The 19,973-nt window shown below is 48.0% G+C and carries 14 protein-coding genes; 3 read left to right on the top strand and 11 right to left on the bottom strand.

All coding sequences use genetic code 11. The annotated features are described in order from the left end of the window. Positions 1–209: 209 nt before the first annotated feature. The 5 genes from Q9R46_RS06145 to Q9R46_RS06125 all read right to left on the bottom strand — a co-directional run bounded on the left by Q9R46_RS06145 (position 210) and on the right by Q9R46_RS06125 (position 7,024). A complete protein-coding gene (locus Q9R46_RS06145) occupies positions 210–3,284 on the bottom strand; it encodes a X2-like carbohydrate binding domain-containing protein (protein WP_311279329.1) in 3,075 nt (1,024 codons plus the stop codon). Positions 3,285–3,623: 339 nt separating this feature from the next. Then, the gene (locus tag Q9R46_RS06140) at positions 3,624–4,505 is read right to left on the bottom strand and encodes an SMP-30/gluconolactonase/LRE family protein (RefSeq protein WP_311279328.1); all 882 of its coding nucleotides are present in this window, start codon (positions 4,503–4,505) and stop codon (positions 3,624–3,626) included. Positions 4,506–4,519: 14 nt separating this feature from the next. Then, positions 4,520–5,179, bottom strand: a complete 660-nt coding sequence (locus Q9R46_RS06135; RefSeq protein WP_311279327.1) for an SGNH/GDSL hydrolase family protein — start codon at positions 5,177–5,179, stop codon at positions 4,520–4,522. Between the two features lie 81 nt (positions 5,180–5,260). Then, entirely contained in the window at positions 5,261–6,049 is a 789-nt protein-coding gene (locus Q9R46_RS06130; RefSeq protein ID WP_311279326.1) for an alpha/beta hydrolase, read from the bottom strand. Between the two features lie 141 nt (positions 6,050–6,190). Next, positions 6,191–7,024 (bottom strand): AraC family transcriptional regulator, encoded by an 834-nt coding sequence (locus Q9R46_RS06125; RefSeq protein ID WP_311279325.1) that lies wholly within the window; start codon positions 7,022–7,024, stop codon positions 6,191–6,193. A 126-nt stretch (positions 7,025–7,150) separates the two neighbouring features. Here Q9R46_RS06125 and Q9R46_RS06120 point away from each other — a divergent pair, with 126 nt between their 5' ends. Continuing rightward, entirely contained in the window at positions 7,151–9,181 is a 2,031-nt protein-coding gene (locus Q9R46_RS06120; protein ID WP_311279324.1) for a beta-galactosidase, read from the top strand. 128 nt (positions 9,182–9,309) lie between these two features. Here Q9R46_RS06120 and Q9R46_RS06115 read toward each other — a convergent pair whose 3' ends face one another. Beyond that, positions 9,310–10,824, bottom strand: a complete 1,515-nt coding sequence (locus Q9R46_RS06115; protein ID WP_311279323.1) for a UxaA family hydrolase — start codon at positions 10,822–10,824, stop codon at positions 9,310–9,312. Further along, a complete protein-coding gene (locus tag Q9R46_RS06110; RefSeq protein ID WP_311279322.1) occupies positions 10,821–12,338 on the bottom strand; it encodes a tagaturonate reductase in 1,518 nt (505 codons plus the stop codon). The genes Q9R46_RS06115 and Q9R46_RS06110 overlap by 4 nt, the downstream gene beginning before the upstream one ends. A gap of 193 nt (positions 12,339–12,531) precedes the next feature. Between Q9R46_RS06110 and Q9R46_RS06105 the strand changes: the two genes are divergently transcribed. Both Q9R46_RS06105 and Q9R46_RS06100 read left to right on the top strand, forming a co-directional pair. Further along, positions 12,532–13,410 (top strand): AraC family transcriptional regulator, encoded by an 879-nt coding sequence (locus Q9R46_RS06105; protein ID WP_311279321.1) that lies wholly within the window; start codon positions 12,532–12,534, stop codon positions 13,408–13,410. 103 nt (positions 13,411–13,513) lie between these two features. Further along, positions 13,514–14,191, top strand: a complete 678-nt coding sequence (locus Q9R46_RS06100) for a tetratricopeptide repeat protein (protein WP_311279320.1) — start codon at positions 13,514–13,516, stop codon at positions 14,189–14,191. Positions 14,192–14,301: 110 nt separating this feature from the next. Here the strand turns inward: Q9R46_RS06100 and Q9R46_RS06095 are convergent, their stop codons facing one another. The 4 genes from Q9R46_RS06095 to Q9R46_RS06080 all read right to left on the bottom strand — a co-directional run bounded on the left by Q9R46_RS06095 (position 14,302) and on the right by Q9R46_RS06080 (position 19,973). Then, the gene (locus tag Q9R46_RS06095) at positions 14,302–15,417 is read right to left on the bottom strand and encodes a phosphotransferase (protein ID WP_311279319.1); all 1,116 of its coding nucleotides are present in this window, start codon (positions 15,415–15,417) and stop codon (positions 14,302–14,304) included. An 86-nt stretch (positions 15,418–15,503) separates the two neighbouring features. Further along, positions 15,504–16,166 (bottom strand): GDSL-type esterase/lipase family protein, encoded by a 663-nt coding sequence (locus Q9R46_RS06090; RefSeq protein WP_311279318.1) that lies wholly within the window; start codon positions 16,164–16,166, stop codon positions 15,504–15,506. A 184-nt stretch (positions 16,167–16,350) separates the two neighbouring features. Then, positions 16,351–19,518 carry an MMPL family transporter gene (locus Q9R46_RS06085; RefSeq protein WP_311279317.1) on the bottom strand — a complete coding sequence of 1,056 codons (3,168 nt, stop codon included), beginning with the start codon at positions 19,516–19,518 and terminating at the stop codon, positions 16,351–16,353. Then, positions 19,518–19,973: a MarR family winged helix-turn-helix transcriptional regulator gene (locus Q9R46_RS06080; RefSeq protein ID WP_311279316.1), complete on the bottom strand. Its 456-nt coding sequence runs from the start codon at positions 19,971–19,973 to the stop codon at positions 19,518–19,520. Before Q9R46_RS06080 ends, Q9R46_RS06085 begins: the two co-directional genes overlap by 1 nt.

The following is a 19,973-nucleotide window of genomic DNA, read 5'->3' as shown; positions in this document are numbered from 1 at the left end:
TCAAACTCTCCCCTTGTTAGCGGTTACATGAACAATATAATAATCGTACATATTGTTATATCTTAAATCCTATGTTTAAGCAATAGTTACTACCTATAGTTTACACTATAATTCGACAAAACAAGAAGTCCCAAAACGCCGCGACCTACTCAGGCATCTTGAGACCTCTCGTTCATTATTATTTTCTCAATTCAATCATGAACCGAATGTTACGGCTCCATTCCCCATTCAAGTTGTCCGGCAACATATCCGGTTACTTTAGACCAATCCGCGTAAGAGGTATGCGTTCCTTCAAAGGAGTAATCATCCGTTTGAGTGTAATTGGTCCAATTGTCTTTGGAAAAGCGAGTCTGGATTTCCGTGCTCTGTCCTGCGTTCAACGTTCCCGCAGTTGCTTTGAATCCAACCTCTAACACATGGTCCGCTCCTGGGAGTGCCGGAGTAACAGAACTGAACGTACCGGTAACATTGGCACTTCCCACAGCAGCCCAATCACAGAAGAAATTTTGAGGCTGACTACCGTCAATCGTATAGTAATATCGAATCTTTACATCGGACAGATGGAGTGGAGTCGTGCCGGTATTGGTCAATCTGAATTTAGGAGTGATCGAATTGCCCGTAGCTGCCGTTGTTCCATTGTACATCTCGATGCGAATCGTTCCACCTGGGATGACCACGGTGGTATCCTTGATGGTCAGGTTCAACACCGCAGGGTTGCCTGCACTGAACTGAAAAGTTAACACTGCTGCACCTTTCGGTAATGTGGCTAAATAGTTTTTCGACAGCACAACCTGATTACCTGCTATTGTGTAGTCGGTTCCGGCTACAAGTATCGTATTTCCGTTCCGAATCGAGGTTAGTGTATTGCCATTAAGTGTTAACGTTACAGGAATATTGGCCTGCTGATCGACCTTCAGATCAAATTGAGCCATCACCGGGGTGATGGTTGAATTAGGTACTGTAGGTGTGCCGCCATTGCCATTAACCGGGTCCGCGTACAGTATTCCGCGTCCATTGGTACCAAGATATACTCTGCCATAAATACGTGGGTCACCTGTAATGGTAGTTACACGGGCGTACTGATGCTGATCATCGTTAATCCGCACCCAGTTCGTGCCACCATCATCGGAACGGAAAAATCCGCGAGTCCCATCAATCTGTGCTACGGCATACAAAGCGACAACACTTTGACCAGGAGCCGCTTTACCAAAACCGATGCTGTCCGCTTCTTCTACATTGGCAAGCTTCGTAAAGGTTGCTCCAGAATCTGTTGAGTGCCACAAGCCGTAGGGCCCTTCTTCTTCATTTCCTCCAGCAAACCACAGCTCTCCTTCTACCCCTGGTACAGCGTCGAGGTCTGAATTGCCTGAGGCAGGAAGCCCAGTAGCCGGAGATGCCGTAAACGATGCTCCACCATTAACACTGACATAAATTTTCCCTGCAGCGAAGCCATAGAACTTGTTCGGGTTGACGCGGTCGGAAATGACTTTGGCCCCTGCTGGTATACCTGTGCTTGCGGTCCATGAATTACCGCCAACAGAGTGGAATACCCCGCGATCCGAAGTGCTCCAGACCAGACGGTTGCCTGTAGCCGAGATGGAGACGGTTCCGCCTCCGGCGGTGCCTGACGGCTCTGCGCTTGCTTTGTACCACGTTTTTCCTCCGTCGCTGGATAAGCCGATAGACTTCGCGTTGGGATCAACCGTGTAATCCGCTTTCCCAACCCGGACCATCGTGTTCGGGCTTAATTCTGCAAAATCAATACTCTCCGTTGAAGGATAATTCGGGTTTGTAAACATCGTCGCTGGAGCTTGGTTCAGATCATCATGACGGAACCCGGCAACATCACCGAGTGCACTGAGCAGATTCGCTCCGCTTGGCGGGCTAATCAAACCCAGGACGTTGGTTTCTTCAATGCCTTTGGCCATAACGGAAATGTTAATCTTTTTATCCTGGTCCCAATCGGTCAAATTGTTGGTTCCATAGATCGTTGCCCCCGTTCCGTACATCAACCGGTCGGAATCAAACGGATCAATTTCCAAAGCAGCAATCATCCAGCCCAGCTTAGGCGAGATTTCCGGCGGTGCAGGATTCACACCGAAAGTTAACCAAGGCGCCGCGGAAATATCCTGCGTATATCTGAATTTGCGGTCTGGATACCCTTCAAAATCCCATATCCGTGTCCAGGTGTCCCCGCCATCTTTACTTCGGAACAGGATTGCATCTGGCCACCAGGAATTCAGTGTTGCGACCATTAATGTACCAGGCTCCTGGGCATCGATCGCCAAGCCGCCATAGCCGTAGTAGTTATCCGAGCTGCTGCTCGGAACAGGACTGATGTTCTTCCACACCCCTGTCGCTGTGTTCAGCTTCCAGACATCCCCTTTCGTTCCATCATAGGGTCCGGCACCATTGCTGTAGGTAATATACAAACTTCCATCTACGTCCATTTTCCCATGATGAGGCAGATAACCTGTAGGCTGTCCGGAAACAGCATTCCAGGTCAAGCCCCCGTCGGTACTGCGATATATGCTTTCACTTTTATCAGCTACCCCGACATAAATGGTTTGTGAAGCCTGTCCCGCTGAGCCGCTCGTTTCATCAAAGGTGATCCAGGCCAAGCCTATAATGTCACTTGTATACTCGTTGGCTGGGTTTTCAACATAGTTACCCGGATTCGGGAAACTGGTTACTTCACTCCAGGTTACCCCATAATCCGTACTTTTCCATAATCCGTTGCCACTTCGGGCTCCGAAATACAAAATGCTATTATCATTCGGGTCAACAACCAGACGCTCCCCCATGGAACGTCCGGGCATGTTCCCCCCTACCTTGAAGGGTAGCTCGGTTTTTTCCCACGTATCTCCGCGATCAGTGGAACGGAAGATATATCCGTTGTCCTTGACCCATGAGTTCGTATACGTCCCTACCGCCATATATACTCGGTCTGGATCAACGGGATCGGAGGCGAGTGCATCTACCCCGTTATTGTTCCAGTCGTCCCAACCTACAAAGTCAGTTAGGGGAGTCCAGCTGCTATCCACCGGATTCCAGCGATAAGCTCCTCCTATATCGGTGCGCGCATAGATCAAGTCCTTTTCAGATTCGTTAAAGATGATACCAGGTATAAAACCTCCGCCTCCGCCAGTAACAACGTTTTTCCATTCGTAGGCCTCACTTGGCGCTGCCTCTGAAGTTCCTGTCATCCCCAGACCACCCAGTGAAGCTGTAACAATGGCCACACTTAAGCTCAGGATTCGGAACTTGCTCATCCACGTTTTCATCTCAACTACTCCTCCTTTTCGCGTCTGTACATTTTGGTAATTCGGTCTTTCCCCGCTGTCTCATCCTGGTGATGATGGCGTATCAGACGAATCCATACCTTCTCCTTTAGAGGAGAACCACCTCCCTTCACTTTGTGATTAAGCGCTTACAAACTTTTTTTCGAACGCCGCCAAAAAATGGATAATTCTTTCAATAATAACATTCGATAGAAAACGTTTTTCCCCTCTGTGCAAATATCCACTTTTCAAAAAAAATTTGTAATCCTTTGGTAAAATAAAAAAAAGATGCTGTTCACACAGCACCTTTAAACCCACTATGATTTTCCCTGCTCACTTTGCTTAAGCTTTCCGTCCATAAACATGGGTTTCCTGCCCTTTAACACCCGGTTTAACGACAAATAATGCACCTGCTTGCGGCGTTTCCTGCAAACGCTCTTCCTTAATTCCGATACGTGCGGTAGTAATATATAACTCTTCGAGATCCGGGCCGCCAAAACAACAGGAAGTCACCTGATCCGCAGGCACTTCGATCTGCTGTAGCAGTTCCCCTGTCTCCGGGTTCCAGCGTGTGACTCTTCCTCCACCCCAGTGGGCAACCCACAGCATACCTTCAGCATCCACAGTCATGCCATCCGGGAATCCCATGTCTTCCGGAACAGAAATGATACTGGTCCGATTAGAGATCGTACCCGTAACCAGATCAAAATCAAAACGATCCACGGAACGCGTCGGCGTATCGATGTAATACATGAACTCACGATCCGGGCTCCACCCCAGACCGTTGGAGGTGGATACCTGCTGCACCATATTGCGAACAGGCTTCCCTTCCTCCAGACAATATAGCGATCCGGCCTTTTGTTCGTTGTTCAGGCTCATTGTACCGGCCCAAAAACGTCCGTATGCATCACATTTGCCATCATTGAACCGATTGGTCAATTTGTCTTGCTCGGGGTCCGCGATTGCTTGCTTCTCACCCGTAAGCAGATGATATGTATAGAAGCCGCTTCGGAGTGCAACGATCACTTCATCCCCACGATACGGTACCACTGCGCCGACGTGTTCACCCACATCATACACCTGATCCTTACCTGTCTCGGGATCGTATGCATGTACTTTAAACCCTTCAATATCTACCCATAACAAACGATTATTTTCCGCATCCCAGCTTGGTCCTTCTCCCAATTGTGCTGGTGCATCCACAACTACAGTTACATGACTCATATGATCGCTCCTTCTTAGGATTTCGTATTTCTCGTCCATTCAAATCCAATCGTATCTAGAAAAGCTTTGCTAAGTACCATGTGACCCGTAGCATCCGGGTGTACTCGATCATGTGTGAGAACCGATGTATAAAAATGATTCCACAGTGGCGCAAATGCTGCCTGCGTATCTACAAACAGCGCGTCATATTCCGATGCTACTCTGCGAACCGCATCTCCGTAAATGTCCATCGTCGCCCGCATCGGATCTTCCGGGTTCGCTTCCAGATAATACGGGGTCATAAGCACAAGCCCTTTCAGATTCGGGCGCACAGATGCTACCAGTTCACGCAATGTTGCCTCGTACTCCTCCAGAAACACCTGTGATTCTGCCAGCGGATGGTCAAACTGACGCCACACATCGTTAATACCGATCATGATGGTCAACCAGTCCGGTTTCAGATCAAGCACATCCTGCTGCCAGCGTTGCTTCAAATCACGAATGGTGTTCCCACTATTACCCACATTCTGCAATCTCAGCATCAGTTCGGGATAAATGGACCGCAAAAGGGCATATACCTGTGCCACATATCCATGTCCCAATCCTGAACTACCTTCACCTACAGGATGTGCTCGTCCGCAATCGGTAATGGAATCCCCGATAAAAAGAAGTTTGTCATTCTTTTCCAATTTCATGGCGCTGTTCTCCTTTGCTGGATATTGATCCGGTTGATCCGTCAGTTCACTGGCTAAATAAAGTTTCTGCCGTTGCCGACGTCACCAACCTTGATTCTTAAGCCAAGTAAGACACAGATCAGTCCATACTCGAACCGTAGCATCATGCTCGGCCAGCCCTAAACCATGTGGACCTTTTTCAAAGATGTGAAGATCATATGGAATTCCGTGTGCACCCAAAGCCAAGGCATATCGCAAACTGTTCTCCACAGGTACAGCCTGGTCATCACTCGTGTGCCAGATAAATGCTTCGGGAGCATCTGCTCGAACCTGTCGCTCTGCACTGAACGCTTGAATCTGTTCTTCGGCTGCATCCTCGCCTAACAAGTTGATACGCGAGCCCTCATGTCCGTAAGACTCCATTGTGATGACCGGATAACAGAGAATGACACGGTCTGGACGGGAACTTTCCCGCTCGATTCGATCCTCGTTGCCCGGTTGTCCATCATCGTACTGCGTACCCAATGTTGCTGCGAGATGGCCACCTGCCGAAAAGCCAAGTACTGCGATTTTGGACGGGTTGATCCCGTAGTGTTCCGCGTGAGCACGTACATAACGGATTGCACGCTGCCCATCCGCCAGAGGCGCCGGATGACTGTGCGGTGCTACTCGATATTTGAGTACAAAAGCACTAATGCCAGCGCGATTGAGCAGCTCAGCAACGGGCGCACCCTCATGGTCTGCGAGATGGCCATAACCGCCCCCTGGACATACTATGACAGCGCTCTCGGAACCTGGTTGAACAAAAGGAATCAGATGTGGCATTTCGTCTTCATGACCTGCAGCCGCGTATGGGGCGGCCTGCTCCCACAAAGGAATAATTGAACTCATGATCGGACTCATCCTCTCTCTCGTGCATATGGGATAGATTCGTTTAATCGTTTTCGATTCTAAGATTCGATACCATCATAACGGCAACAGAAAGAAGCATCAATACCCTTCTGCATATCTTTTTGTTCAACCTGGCCTCGATTAGTACAAGTTGCGAAACTGTTCAGGTGTAACCCCTTCAATCCGGCGAAATGTGGCAACAAAATGACTGGCATCCCGAAACCCGGCCCGTGCCGCAGTCTCCTTGATCGTAAGTTCCATACTGCCCGTCAGCATTTCTTTGGCTTTACGTATGCGAAGCAAAATGAAGTAACTGTATGCCGTTATGCCGAAGGATTGTTTAAACAGCGTATTCATATGTCTGGATGAGATTCCGATAATGCATGCCATTTGCTCTAGCCCGATGTCCGGGTCACCATAATGTTGCTCCATAAAGGCAAGCAGCGGAGCAAGTCTTGCTACAGCTTGGGAGATGGAGGAGCGATTGCCGGTCATTCCGTGTTTTTTCAGCAAAATCAAAAAACGATACATGTCCGCCGAGGCTTCCAATCCGGATAAATCCTGATCACTCCCGATCGAACTCAGCACATGCTGACCATAATGGTTTAGTGGACTATCTGTCTCCCACTGGCGAATATCGGCCTCACCCAACCCGAGTGAATCTACGATGGCGGCACACTGCGAACCACCAAATGTAATATAGATGGTCTCCCACTCGTTTTGAACACGAGCATATTCATGAGGCAGGTTTGGAGGGAGTAGAATCCCCGAGGTTCCGCCCAGAATCGCTGATGCTGCTGACAGCTTGAACTCTCCTGCTCCCTTGACCGTTTGCAGCCAGTGGTAATACGGATAACCTGCAGGTCTGGAGACTTTTTCCTGATTTCCGTTATATCCTATACTCTCGATATATAGTGGAAGCGGCTGATCTCGCGGTGTCATAAAAAAACGCTGATGCCCCGGTGAAATGAGCATGATAACCTCCTCTAGTTTCATAGAAACACAGTTCCATATTCTTATATGTATCATCATTTTTATTATATTTTAAAAGTCATATGTATCATATAGTATAGGATTATTCTTATACAAGAGGTGAGCACATTGATCAGCAGCAAATTACCCAAAATGTTTTATGGAGGCGATTACAATCCTGAACAATGGGATCATGAGACCCACCTGGAAGACCTCCGTATGTTTAAACTGGCAGGCATTGATATGGCCACGATTAACGTTTTTTCCTGGGCACTGATTCAGCCTGACGAGGTGACGTATCATTTTGAATATCTGGATCAATTGATTGATCGTTTGCATGAAAACGGAGTTTATATCTGCCTTGCCACAAGTACCGCCGCGCACCCAGCATGGATGGCCAAAAATTACCCCGATGTCCTGCGCGTAGATGCGGACGGACGCAAACGGAAATTTGGAGGCCGGCATAACTCCTGCCCGAACAGTCCGACCTACCGCAAGTATTCCGAAATCATCGCAGACAAACTCGCCGAGCGATACAAAGATCATCCCGCAGTCCTGGTCTGGCATATTTCCAATGAATATGGCGGCGATTGTTATTGTGATAACTGTGAGAAAGCATTCCGTGTATATCTCAAGAAACGTTATAAAACCATTGAACAGGTCAACAAAGCATGGAACACCAGCTTCTGGGGTCATACGTTTTATGACTGGGACGAGATTGTGCTTCCAAGCAATCTGAGCGAACACTGGGGTCACAACAGTTCTTCTTTCCAAGGCATTTCACTGGACTACTCCCGTTTTAACTCGGACAGTATGCTGGAATGTTATCTTCTGGAGTACCATGCCGTTAAAAAGCATATTCCCGATTCCGTCGTCACAACGAATTTAATGGGATTTTTCAAACAGATCGACTATTTCAAATGGGCTAAATATATGGATATCGTGTCCTGGGACAGCTATCCCGGTCTTGCGACACCAATCAGCTATACCGCCATGGCTCATGATCTCATGCGTGGTCTCAAAGACGGTCAGCCATTTATGCTAATGGAGCAGACACCCAGTCAGCAGAACTGGCAACCTTATAACTCACTGAAACGCCCTGGTGTCATGCGTCTATGGAGTTATCAGTCTGTCGCACACGGCGCGGATACCGTGATGTTCTTCCAGCTTCGCCGTTCCATCGGTGCATGCGAGAAATACCATGGTGCCGTCATTGAACATGCGGGACACGAAAATACAAGAGTGTTCAGGGAGGTCGCACAGCTCGGCAAGGAACTGCAGATCCTCGGTGACGCCACACTTGATGCCAGAGTTCAGTCCAAGGTAGCGATTGTATTCGATTGGGATAACTGGTGGGCGATTGAAAAATCAAGCGGGCCTAGTGTGGCTCTGAAATACGTCGAGCAAATTCACAAATACTACGCGGCATTTTTCCACCGCAACATTCAAGTGGACATTGTAAGTGTAGACAGCGATATCAGCTCATACGATCTGCTTCTTGCGCCCGTACTTTATATGGTCAAACCAGGCTTTGCTGCAAAACTGGAGCAGTTCGTTGCGGCCGGTGGGACCTTCCTGACCACCTTCTTTAGCGGAATTGTTAACGAGTATGATCTCGTGACCACTGGCGGTTACCCGGGTGAGCTTCGAAACCTGCTTGGCATCTGGGTCGAAGAGATTGATGCTCTCCTACCCGAACAGAAGAATAGCATCGTTCTGAAGGAAACATGGGGCGCACTTGAAGGCGTATACGAATGCGGTATGTTGTGCGACCTTCTGCACAGTGAAGGTGCAGAAGTGATTGCCGAGTACGGTGAAGACTTCTATCAAGGCATGCCTGCACTTACACGTAATACGTTTGGTCAAGGGCAAGCCTGGTATGTCGCCTCTGATCCGGAAAACATTTTCCTCGAAGGTTTACTCGCAGAGCTTGCAGCCGAAAAAAATATTAAGCCTTTGCTCGAAACCCCGCAAGGTGTAGAAGTAAGTGCACGTACGAAAGAAGGGTTAACTTATCTTATTGTCATGAACCACAATGCTTCCCCGCAGTCATATGATCTCGGTGATTCAACCGTCCGTGAGTTGTTAACAGACAAGGAATACACTGGGGAGATTAGTATTGAAGCCCGCGGCGTGCACATTTTAGAACGCACAACGTAGCGGTATAATCTATATTGTTGCACCGCTACGCGTGCATAAGACTTCGAAACGAAATAAAAACAATCCGGCAATTTATTACAACTCGCCGGATTGTTGTCTTGTTTTATTTTGCAACACGTAGATGAGGTTTAGAGAATAACTCCGTCTTTGAAGATCGCGATCTCCCGGAAACCATGCTGTTCGCTAAGGGTCTGAGCACGCCCTGAGGCAATATCAATAATTTGACTGAATAATTGCTCTTTGACTTGCTCCATCGTCTGCCCTTCAAGTAGCTGACCGGCATTAAAATCAATCCAGTGCTTTTTACGGTTCGCCAGATCCGATTGCGTTGCAATCTTGACCGTAGGTACCGGACCGCCAAACGGTGTGCCGCGTCCTGTCGTAAACAGCACGATATGCGCTCCTGCCGCAGATAAAGCTGTCACGGAAACGAGGTCATTGCCGGGTGCCTCTACAATGTTTAGACCCGTTTTGGTCACCCGTTTACCGTAGCGCAGCACATCGACAACCGAAGAGCGTCCTCCCTTTTGCGTACATCCGAGTGATTTTTCTTCGAGTGTTGTTATACCGCCTGCTTTGTTACCCGGCGAAGGATTTTCATAGATATTTTGACCATGGTTCACGAAATATTGCTTGAAACCATTCACAAGGTCTACCAGATCGTTGAATACATGTTCATCTGCGGCCCGGTTCATCAGAATGGTTTCCGCACCAAACATCTCCGGAACCTCAGTCAGAATCGCTGTTCCGCCCGCGGCAACGAGCAGATCTGCCACAGCGCCTACGAGCGGATTCGCTGTAATGCCGGATAAGCCGTCTGAGCCTCCGCATTTCAATCCAATTTTCAGTTTGCTCAGTGGCAGAGGCTGACGTTTCTCTTGCTCAGCGATCTCAACCAGCTCTTCCATCAAACGTAGTCCTTCTTCCAATTCGTCTTCGGTCTCCTGCGCTTTGAGGAAACGCACCTTCTCCCGATATTCCGGAGCGATGCACTCACGGAACTGATCCACCTGGTTATTTTCACAACCTAATCCAATGACCAGTACACCACCAGCGTTTGGATGCTCGACCAGTGAGGCCAGCAACTGTTGAGTATATTTCAGGTCGTCCCCCAGCTGTGAACAGCCGAAAGGATGCGGAAAATGAAACACACCGTCCACCCGGCTACCGAACTGGGACTGCCCCATCCGTGCAAGAGCTTCACACACCTTGTTAATGCATCCAACGGTATTGACGATCCAGATTTCATTGCGAATTCCCGCTTCCCCATTCGGACGCAAATAGCCATCGAACGTTCGCAAATGTTCAGGAGGCATGTCTATCGTCATCGGTTGTCCTGGCTGATATTCATATTCAAGCAAACCATGCAGACCTGTCTTCAAGTTATGGCTGTGTATCCAGCTCCCCTGGGCAATGGCTTCCTGGGCAATGCCGATGGAAAAACCATATTTCATCACATCTGCTCCCTGTGCAAGATCATGCACAGCGATTTTGTGCCCTTTAGGCACATCATCTAGCAGTGTGAACGAGTGACCATCCGGCAGACCGATACGCTCTCCCTTCACATAATCGCGAAGTGCTATGATGACATCGTCCTGAGGCTGGATCGCAATCCAGTCGTTGATTGTGCTTGTTGTACTCATTTTACTTCACCTTCCAGTTTACTGATTTCATGTACGAGTGCTGCCCGCAGTCCTTCTTTTGCATCCAGATTCTCTCCCCAGATCGCTTCATTGGAGAGTACCGTGGCAACTCTTTTCTCCAGTTCAGCCGTTCCACTGGTCAAGTGATCGTAACCTTCCCAATAAGTAGCCAAAGCTGCCAGTACATCAGGGTCATCTCTGAGTGGAATCGTTTCTCCGCTCAAAAGCTGCGCTTTGTAGCCCTCCTGCGTCTGCAATGGGCGATATAAATAGAGGAATCCGGCAAAACCTTGAATTAACCGCTCAGGCCAGCTTCCCTGACTCTGTTCATAGGCGAGCAGGGTAGGCAGTACACGTACTTTGAATTTACCGGCCGTATTCAGTGCAATATCCTGCAACTTGTGATCAATGTATGGATTTAAGAAACGTTCAAAGACTTCTTCCGCATATTGCTCCAATCCCAGCTCAGGCATATCCATAGCAGGTACAATCTCTTCAAGCACTGCTTGCCTGATCCAGGAACTAAACTGCGGATCTTCCATGGTTTCTCTTACATGTTGTTTACCGCGAAGCAAGCCCAGAGAAGACATCAGGGTGTGTGAGCCGTTCAGGATGCGCACTTTCCGAAGCTGATATGGTTTCAAATCTTTAACCCAATGCACATTGAGCCCTGCTTGTTTCAATGGAAGGCGCTTGTCCAACGACTCCTCGCCTTGAATCGCCCAGAAATGATAAGGCTCTGCCGTATTAATCAGTTGATCCTCGTAACCCCAGCGTTCCGTGAGTGCATCTGCCTCTTCCTGAGTTGGCGCACCCGTCACAATACGATCTACCAGATTGTTCAAGAACAGATTATGGTTTTCGATCCAAGAGCGGAAGCTGCCTGAGAATCCGAAATCTTCACTATGACGGAGCACGCATTCTCGCAGAACATCACCATTGCCCTCCAGCAATTCACATGGCAGGTGAATGAGTCCTCTCGATGGATCTCCAGCAAAACGTACGTATCTTTGATGCAAGAAAACCGTCAATTTACCAGGAAAAGATTGAACGGGTTCTCCTGGGATATAGTCTGATTGGATATATTTCAAGCCGGATTCTGTCGTATTCGAGATTACAAATTCCAGCGATGGCAACTCCGCGAGTTCCAGAAACGTCCGCCACTCCTCGTATGGGTTAATAAATTGGGAGAAGACTGAGACCATTTCCGTACGTTCCACACGTTTCCCTTCAGAGAGACCACGCGTAATCATTGTATATAATCCATCCTGATCACGAATCTGCTCCAGCTTGGCCTTGCCCCCAGGCCGAGGCTGTGTCACGGCTACAGAGCCGTGAAACTTGCCTTGCCGAGCACTCTCATGAAGCATCCAGTCTGCGAATCCCCGTAAAAAATTACCTTCCCCGATCTGCAAAACTTTGACGGGACGTTCAATCATTTCTTTGCATTTGCGCTGACTATCATTGCCGAGCAGATGCATCTTCAATCTTGGCCGCTTTGTGCTTGCAGACATGGACACTCACCTCACCGATTATTTGCGAACTCAGAATGCGAACAGCAAATGCTGGCATCCTTTTATTGTAAACGCTTTAAATTCATTGTATCATCAATAAAAGGAAATTAAATTGCTTATATTGCGTTAAATATACTGTTTTTTGATCAGAATTGACATCTTATCTGAGACCTTTGTCTCCAAAGGAGTCCCAATGGAACATTCACCAGTTCGCACCACCATTCAGACCGAATCGGGCATACCGTTCCGCCTTGTCTATAGTGATACGAAATCTCCGCAAAATGAATTACCGGATCATCTGCACGACTGGCATGAAATTATCTATGTCTATAGGGGACAGGGAAGTATTTTTATCGATACAGGTCTCGAAGATATGCAGGAGGGAGATTTATTTCTTATTCCAGGCAGTACCGTGCACCGTGCGTTGCCTGATGCAGGTAATCCGGTTACCTCTTCGGCACTGTTCTTCAGTCCGGGGTTACTGGCTTCAACCGCCGGAGGCATGTCCTCCTCCTTGCTGCACCCATTTGAACGCTGTCGCAAACGACGAGTATACAAAAGACATCTGAGCCATGCCGAGCAGGCACAAGTGTCTGCCTTCATCGATGATATTCATGCCGAGTTCCGTTCCGATCATCATCTGAGTTCTCACGCCGCATTGCTCCGACTGCAGCTCTTGCTTATTTTCCTTGAACGTCTGGATTCAGCTACCGGTCCTGCCCATGCTACAACATCACTACCTACTCCGTCATGGCTGTCCTCCATTCTGTCTGACATTGATCTTAAACTGCGCAATCGATTGACTTTACCTGAACTTGCACAACAAGCTGCCGTGTCTCCTGCCCATCTTAGCCGGGCATTCAAGCGTTACACCGGAATGACGCTAACGGATTATGTACTCGCTCGTAGAGTTATTATGGCGAAGGAGCATCTTCTGAATGGGGACGAAACGATGGCTGCTGTCGCAGACGCTTGCGGATTTGATAGTTTGCCTCATTTTTACAGACAGTTCAAGAAACTGACGGGCACGACACCGGCCGCATATCGCAGAACGATGGTACAACATCGCTAGGATGTAAAACGGAGATATGTACACACATATTATTCCAAGAGAGGATATGGTATGATATTCAAGGTTTGCGCAACACGATTATATTGTTACTGGAGTTGAACCTGTGATTATTAAATTTCTTATTTTTGGCCTGCTCTGGCAGATCGTTGGCAATCCGTTCATCGCCATTCTGATTCTGCTCGTTATCCTGTATTTTCTGGATCGTCGTTTTGTCGGCGTATTTCCAAGCTTCACCAAACCCCTTAAAAGGCTGCGTAACATTTCCAGGTTGAAACAACAGCTAGCGCTGAACCCTAACGAAGTATCTTCCAAGTTGGAACTGGCCCGACTGCTCATTGAACGTAAACGTTACCGTGAGGCACATTCCTTTTTGCTTGAACTGGAACGCCCTTACGAACAGTCTGCTGAGTACTGGGAAGCTTTGGGCACAACTGAACTGTATCTCGGCAAAATCTCGGAAGGCGAACGTCATATCTTGCATGCACTCGAGATTAATCCCAGAGTCAAGTACGGACAGCCTTATCTGAATCTGGCTACAGCCTTCAAGGATACGGATCGTGACAAAGCACTTCATTATGTGCAACAGTTTCAGGAAATCCATTCTTCCTCCAGTGAAGCCTTTTATCTGCTTGGCTCGGTATACCGTTCGCTAGGGCGTAATGAAGATGCCAAACAAGCATATGATCAATCCCTGAATGTGTATCGTTCCTTGCCCAAATATAAAAAACGTCAGGAACGGCGCTGGGCTCTCCGCAGTTGGTTCCGCAAACGTGCTTTGTAGATTGAATTACCTTCGTATGTCAGCAAGCATCCTATAAAAGAAGATAAGTGTGCTGGTTCTGCTCGTTTATCCATAGCAGAACCGGCACACTTATTTATTTTCCAAGCATGTTATTTCGTCAACAATCGACGTAACTGATCCTCGTGCCGCCCCATCCAGTCCATTCGCTGTTTGAGTTTTACAATTTGCTCTGCGGCCACCTCCGGTTTATCCGTCCCTTCCAGCATCCGGCTGATAAAATGCATAACCACGTCCAGACTTCGTAGCAAAATCAGTTGTGGGATTGCTTTCAGTTCGTCAACGGTGAGTTCAACCTCTTCTCGAAAACCCTGCACCAAATTGGCCTGCGCCTGCCACATCCATTCTTCGCTCTTGTCCATGGTCAGCATGTCAGACATCGGAACCGCCAGTTCCATGACTCGCAGATCCCAGGTGGCAAACTCAAAATCAAGAATCGCACTCATGTTGCCTTCCAGATCTACCAGCACATTGGATGCATTCACATCACCATGCACGATTTGATGCGGAAGCTGCTCCATCCCACGCAATGCCGTGAACAAACCTGGCAGTTCATCCTGCAACTGTCTTAGCTCCTCGGCACAAGCCTCAAGCATTTCCGGCGGCGAAGCGCACATTTCCAGTAAACGTTCTGGTGTACACAGCGGATATGCCTCGTCGATCCGGTAATATGGCGGATATACCGGCTCAAGTTCCAATTCAAGCTTAGCAAGAGCTGTTGAGAGATGTCCTGCCGCCCGCCCCAAAGAAAGCAATTGATCCGGGGACTCCCATATCGGATTGACGCCTTCCAAATAACGAAACAGAGTCACGACTTTAAATGTTCCCGTGATATGATCTCGTACAATCTGGTAAGTCTCCCTATCCTCCTCATTAGGATGGTTACTTTCCTTCGATTCTTGATCCGCGGTCTCGCGGCTACTGCTAGATAATAAAATGACCGGTGTCGGCGAATGAAATTTAAAATCTGTATTGGACAGTGCGATAAGCACGCCATGTTCAAAAGCTATTTTCGCTTGATCATTATGTGTTTCGTATTGTCTCATAACATAATCTGCATCACGGGTATGAAGCACAAAAGTAGAATTATTCATACCTCCATTGCTGCGCTTACCTTGCCAATCCGATCTGAAGCCGTATAAGGCTAACACTTCAGAGATTAGTTGCTTTTCCGTTGGAAGAAGAGAATTTTGCTGTTTGTTAGACACCGATTTGAACTCCCCTGTTACGATAATTTGAATGAACTCTTTCATCATATCGGAAGTTGTATGGCGGGTCTAGTTTTCTTCCGGCTTCAAGCAAAAGGAACATAGCCCGTTCGATTCAACTGCTCCGCGATAATCCGGTAGCCTCTTGCATTTGGATGGACTCTGTCCCAGAACAGCAATTCTCGTTCACGTCCTTCAAACTTGTCGTACACCTGAGCACATGCATAGTTGCCTGAACCTGCACCATTCAGATAAGAATTGTATTGTCGCACCCAGTATGCCGCTTCGGTGGATTGCGGATACGGGTTGTACAATCCAATGGAACGAACAAAGTACTTCTGATCCCCTTTTAACTGCCGAATTTGTCTCATAACCTGAGATACATGATGACGTGTTTCACCAAGCACCTGTGTCATCTTCCCGGCATTGGGAATGCCTCCGCTAGCTTTAAATGTACGGATCAGATCGTTACCACCGATGGATACCGTAATCATATCTGCTTCACGTATCGCTTGACGCACCCGAGGATGTCCGTTAATCATCTGCTGCAGTTCTCCCGATGTTAGTCCGTTCACACCCAAATTATCCATAGAGACAAATGTACGTAGGTTCATTTCCGCCATACGGCGATAGATTGGAACAAATCCGGTTCCGAGCAAAGCTCCTGTACCTACCGTCAAGGAATCCCCTATAGCCACATAACGATATACCATCCCGCCGCCCCTCTCTTTGCTGATCTCCCTGATCATTGATGAACTCCCTATATCCTATGAAGATTGATTCGGCAAAGCGCGGGATAGTGTCCTTAGGCAAACACCAATCTTTGTGTCCATGATAAGTGTTATAAAAAAAGAAAGCCCCGCCGCATGATGCGACAGAGGCTCCCTTCCATTTTTAAATATTAAATCCCAACGATGATTACATGCCTGATCATTACATACCAATCGTATGATTTGATTCGGAGGATTCCGACTGTTCCTTGTTGCGGAACGGCCACCAGTTCGCCCGCCCGAACATTTTCACCATTACAGGTACGAAGAATGGCAGGAATAACAGGGAATACAGAACCAGACCACCAAGCACAACAGTAGCGATTTGCATCATCGAGAGCACCCCGGACGGATACATCGCCGCAAACGTTCCACTTAGAATGACCGCAGCGGACAAGATGACGGTTCCCATGTTTTTCATCGCGTATAACATTGCATCCTGTACTCTCATTCCTTTGTTTTCGTTAAATCGATCCATAAGGAAGATGCTGTAATCTACGCCAAGCGCAATCAACATAACGAATCCGAAGAATGGCGTAACCCAGCTGATTCCGGCATAACCCATGATATTCACAAAGACCACTTCCGTAAGTGCCATCGCTGTGAAGTACGCAAGTAGTAGCGAAATAATGAGATAAATCGGCATGATCACGGAACGGAGCAGGATTACCAAAATAATAAATGTTCCTGCAAGCATCAGCATAACGGTACGTGTGTAGTCTTTGTTCGAAATCGACTGCAGATCGGCAAACGTACTGGTTACGCCGCCTACGGCAACGTCGGCTTTTTCAAGCGCACTGCCCTGAACTGCACGATGTACTGCCGCTTCGATATCTGGCACACGGTTAATGGCTTCTGTACCATACGGATTCTCTGCAAAAATTACATCCAGCGTCATCGTCTTGCGATCCTTGGACAGATACGTATCGAATACCTTCTTGAAGTCCTTGTTATTCAAGGCTTCTTCAGGAACGTACCAGCCTGCGAGATCGGAATCCGGTGAATTTTGCAGTTGTGTCAGGTAATCCTGAGCGGAATCGAGACCGCCCGATACCTTCTTGATTCCATCAACACTTTGATTCAAGCCATCTGTCAGTTGTGTTAATTGACCACTGAGATCCGAGAAGCCCTTCTGGATCTTCTCCTGTCCTCCCTGAAGTTGACCCAGACCGTTCTGGATGGAAGGAATCTCCTTGATCACTTTACCTTGACCATCAGCAGCCTGTTTCAATCCGGTTTCCAGTTGACCTATACCTGCTACAATCTGACCCAGACCATCAGCCAAAGCCTTCTGTCCGGATGCTGCGGAAGCAAAACCTTCATTGGCCTGATTGATTCCAGCCGCCGCTGCACTCAGATTCGTCTGAATTTGGGAAAGTCCCTGCGCAAGCTGCGCAGTGCCTGAGCCGGTTTGACCAATCGTGCCTTTGATACGTTGATAATCAGCATCTTGCTGCAGCTCAGGGAAACGCTCTTCCAGAGCAGAGAAAGATGCCGTAAGACTCGTCAAAGCTGTTGAAACACCTGTCAGTTGCTCTTCCAGTTCCTTCGTTCCATCGCCCAGCGCAGCAACCCCTGCTCCTGCCTGACGGTAGGCCTGCAACAACTGATCATTCGCTTTGGCAAGCTGATCTGCACTCGTTTTGGCTTGTTGAAGTCCGGCTTTGAGATCCCCTGCACCAGATGATCCGTCCCGAATCCCTTTTTCAATACGCTTCAATCCATCGCTGAGCTGTGTAATTCCGGATTGCAGCTGACTTGTTCCCTTGGTAAGCTGACCTGCGCCGTTTGCTGCCTCTTTAAGCTGTGGTTCATTTTTGCTCAATTCATTACTGGCTTTGCTAAGACCATCGCTGATTTTATCCAGACCTGTCTTGCCCTCGCCCAGACCATCCGATAGTGTACCTACCTGTTTGGTTACTTCAAAATCTTTGATCTCATCCCCTGTTGGACGTGTCATACTGCGAACACCCGCAACACCGGGAACTTTTTCTACTTCGCGGCTGATCTTCTCTGCCACAGCCATATATTTGGCATTATCCATCGTTTCGTCATTCTGAATGACGATCTGACCCGGCAGGGATTCTCCTGGCCCGAAGCTATCTGAAATGATATTAAAAGCTTTGACGGAATCATATTTATCACCAATCTCATCCAGACTGTTGAATGATAATTTCCCGTCATATGTTGACAAAAGAGGCACAGTAACTGCCGCAACGATCAACAGAGCCGCCCACGGACGTTTAAGTGAGAATTTGCCTGCTGCACCGTAGATTTTGCTCTCGGCATGTTCCAGCGACCCTTTGGATGGCCAGAATAACTTTCTGCCCAGCACAGCCATAAAGAACGGCACAATCGTTACAAGTGCCAGCATCATTACGGCGATCCCTACGGCTACGGCTACCGCAGAACGGTACAACATAAACTGTGCGAAACCGATGGCCACGAATCCAACCAGCACCGCCAGAGCTGAGAAAAACACCGTTTTACCTGCGGTGCGGTATGTAGCAATAATGGCATCCCATGTGTTCTCATGGTGTGCAAGCTCTTCCTTGAATCGGCTGATCAATAGAATGCAGTAGTCTGTACCAATCCCGAACATGACTGCAACCATAAAGATCTGTGTGAACGTGGACAGTGGGAAGTTAACCCCATCAACCAGGAACGCAACAATCTGCTGGGATACGATGTAACTGATCCCCACCGTCAGCAGCGGTACAAATGGAGCTACGAACGAACGGAACACAAGGAAAAGTATAAGCAAAATAAAGACAACCGTAATATATTCCGACTTCTTGAGTCCTTCTTGAGAGCTCTCAATCGTATCTTCATCTATCAAACCTTTACCTGTAATATAATGCTCCACATTTACTGATTCCAGCGCACCATTCAGGTCATTCCGCATTTCCTTTACCGTGCGGTCCCCCATCTCAATGGAGAGTGAAGTCAGAATGGTTTTACCGTCCTTCGAGATCATCTTGTCTGACAGTTCCGGCTGTGAGAATGGTTCCAGAACAGACAAAATGCCGAGTTTTTGCTTATCGGCCTCAAGCAGTTTAACCGCCTTTTCTGCCTCTTGTTTACCTGTTGTGCCAAGACCATCTGGATTATAGAACACCAGTGCAATAGAAGTTCCCTTTTGTTCTCCATTTTGGGCTGCGGCTTCATTCAAAATTGCCGCTGCGTTTGTGGAAGAGTACCCCTCCGGCACGGAAAACTGTCCTTTTTCACGAATTAATTCGCTCATGTTTGGCGCGGTAAACATCAATACAGCTGCGGCGACAATCCACAGCCCCATGATCCACCAGCGTCCTTTTAATATCGCTCTCATTACTTCTCCAGCCCTTCTTCTTGTGTTAGTAACGCTGCAAGCTTCTCAAAAGATTCAATAAAGTTCTGGACCGCTTCTGGTGTAAAATGCTTCAAGTAAGGTTCAAGAACCTTCTGAATTTCCAGCTCAGTCTCCTTGTAAATCTGAAGACCAGCCTCGGTCAGAGTCAGATAGATGACACGACGATCACGCTCATCCCCTGTACGGTGCACCAGATTTCGGTCAGCCAGCTTGTTGACCAGAGCCGTAATGCTACTCTTGCCCACACACAGGAGCTCCGCAAGATCCGACGGGGTGCAGGCAGGCTTCTCATGTATAAGACGCAGTGCACAAAACTGATCCGTTGTGACCGTTTGCCCTACCTTTTCCCGTATCTGGGTATCAAACCGTTTGGTAACCAAGAAAGACGCATCCAGATAACGAGTCACCAAACTTTTGGCATCTGGAATGTTCAT

The organism is Paenibacillus sp. RRE4 (genome assembly GCF_031844205.1).
Lineage (GTDB): Bacteria > Bacillota > Bacilli > Paenibacillales > Paenibacillaceae > Paenibacillus > Paenibacillus xylanexedens_B.
Note: the sequence above shows the minus strand (reverse complement) of the source record. Positions and strands in the feature narration are given on the sequence as shown.

What these genes read in the sequence shown, in the direction of transcription:
- Q9R46_RS06145 (WP_311279329.1), bottom strand. Translation starts at nt 3,284, where the DNA reads ATGAAAACGTGGATGAGCAAGTTCCGAATCCTGAGCTTAAGTGTGGCC.
- Q9R46_RS06140 (WP_311279328.1), bottom strand. Translation starts at nt 4,505, where the DNA reads ATGAGTCATGTAACTGTAGTTGTGGATGCACCAGCACAATTGGGAGAA.
- Q9R46_RS06135 (WP_311279327.1), bottom strand. Translation starts at nt 5,179, where the DNA reads ATGAAATTGGAAAAGAATGACAAACTTCTTTTTATCGGGGATTCCATT.
- Q9R46_RS06130 (WP_311279326.1), bottom strand. Translation starts at nt 6,049, where the DNA reads ATGAGTTCAATTATTCCTTTGTGGGAGCAGGCCGCCCCATACGCGGCT.
- Q9R46_RS06125 (WP_311279325.1), bottom strand. Translation starts at nt 7,024, where the DNA reads ATGCTCATTTCACCGGGGCATCAGCGTTTTTTTATGACACCGCGAGAT.
- Q9R46_RS06115 (WP_311279323.1), bottom strand. Translation starts at nt 10,824, where the DNA reads ATGAGTACAACAAGCACAATCAACGACTGGATTGCGATCCAGCCTCAG.
- Q9R46_RS06110 (WP_311279322.1), bottom strand. Translation starts at nt 12,338, where the DNA reads ATGTCTGCAAGCACAAAGCGGCCAAGATTGAAGATGCATCTGCTCGGC.
- Q9R46_RS06105 (WP_311279321.1), top strand. Translation starts at nt 12,532, where the DNA reads ATGGAACATTCACCAGTTCGCACCACCATTCAGACCGAATCGGGCATA.
- Q9R46_RS06090 (WP_311279318.1), bottom strand. Translation starts at nt 16,166, where the DNA reads ATGATCAGGGAGATCAGCAAAGAGAGGGGCGGCGGGATGGTATATCGT.
- Q9R46_RS06085 (WP_311279317.1), bottom strand. Translation starts at nt 19,518, where the DNA reads ATGAGAGCGATATTAAAAGGACGCTGGTGGATCATGGGGCTGTGGATT.
- Q9R46_RS06080 (WP_311279316.1), bottom strand. Translation starts at nt 19,973, where the DNA reads ATGAACATTCCAGATGCCAAAAGTTTGGTGACTCGTTATCTGGATGCG.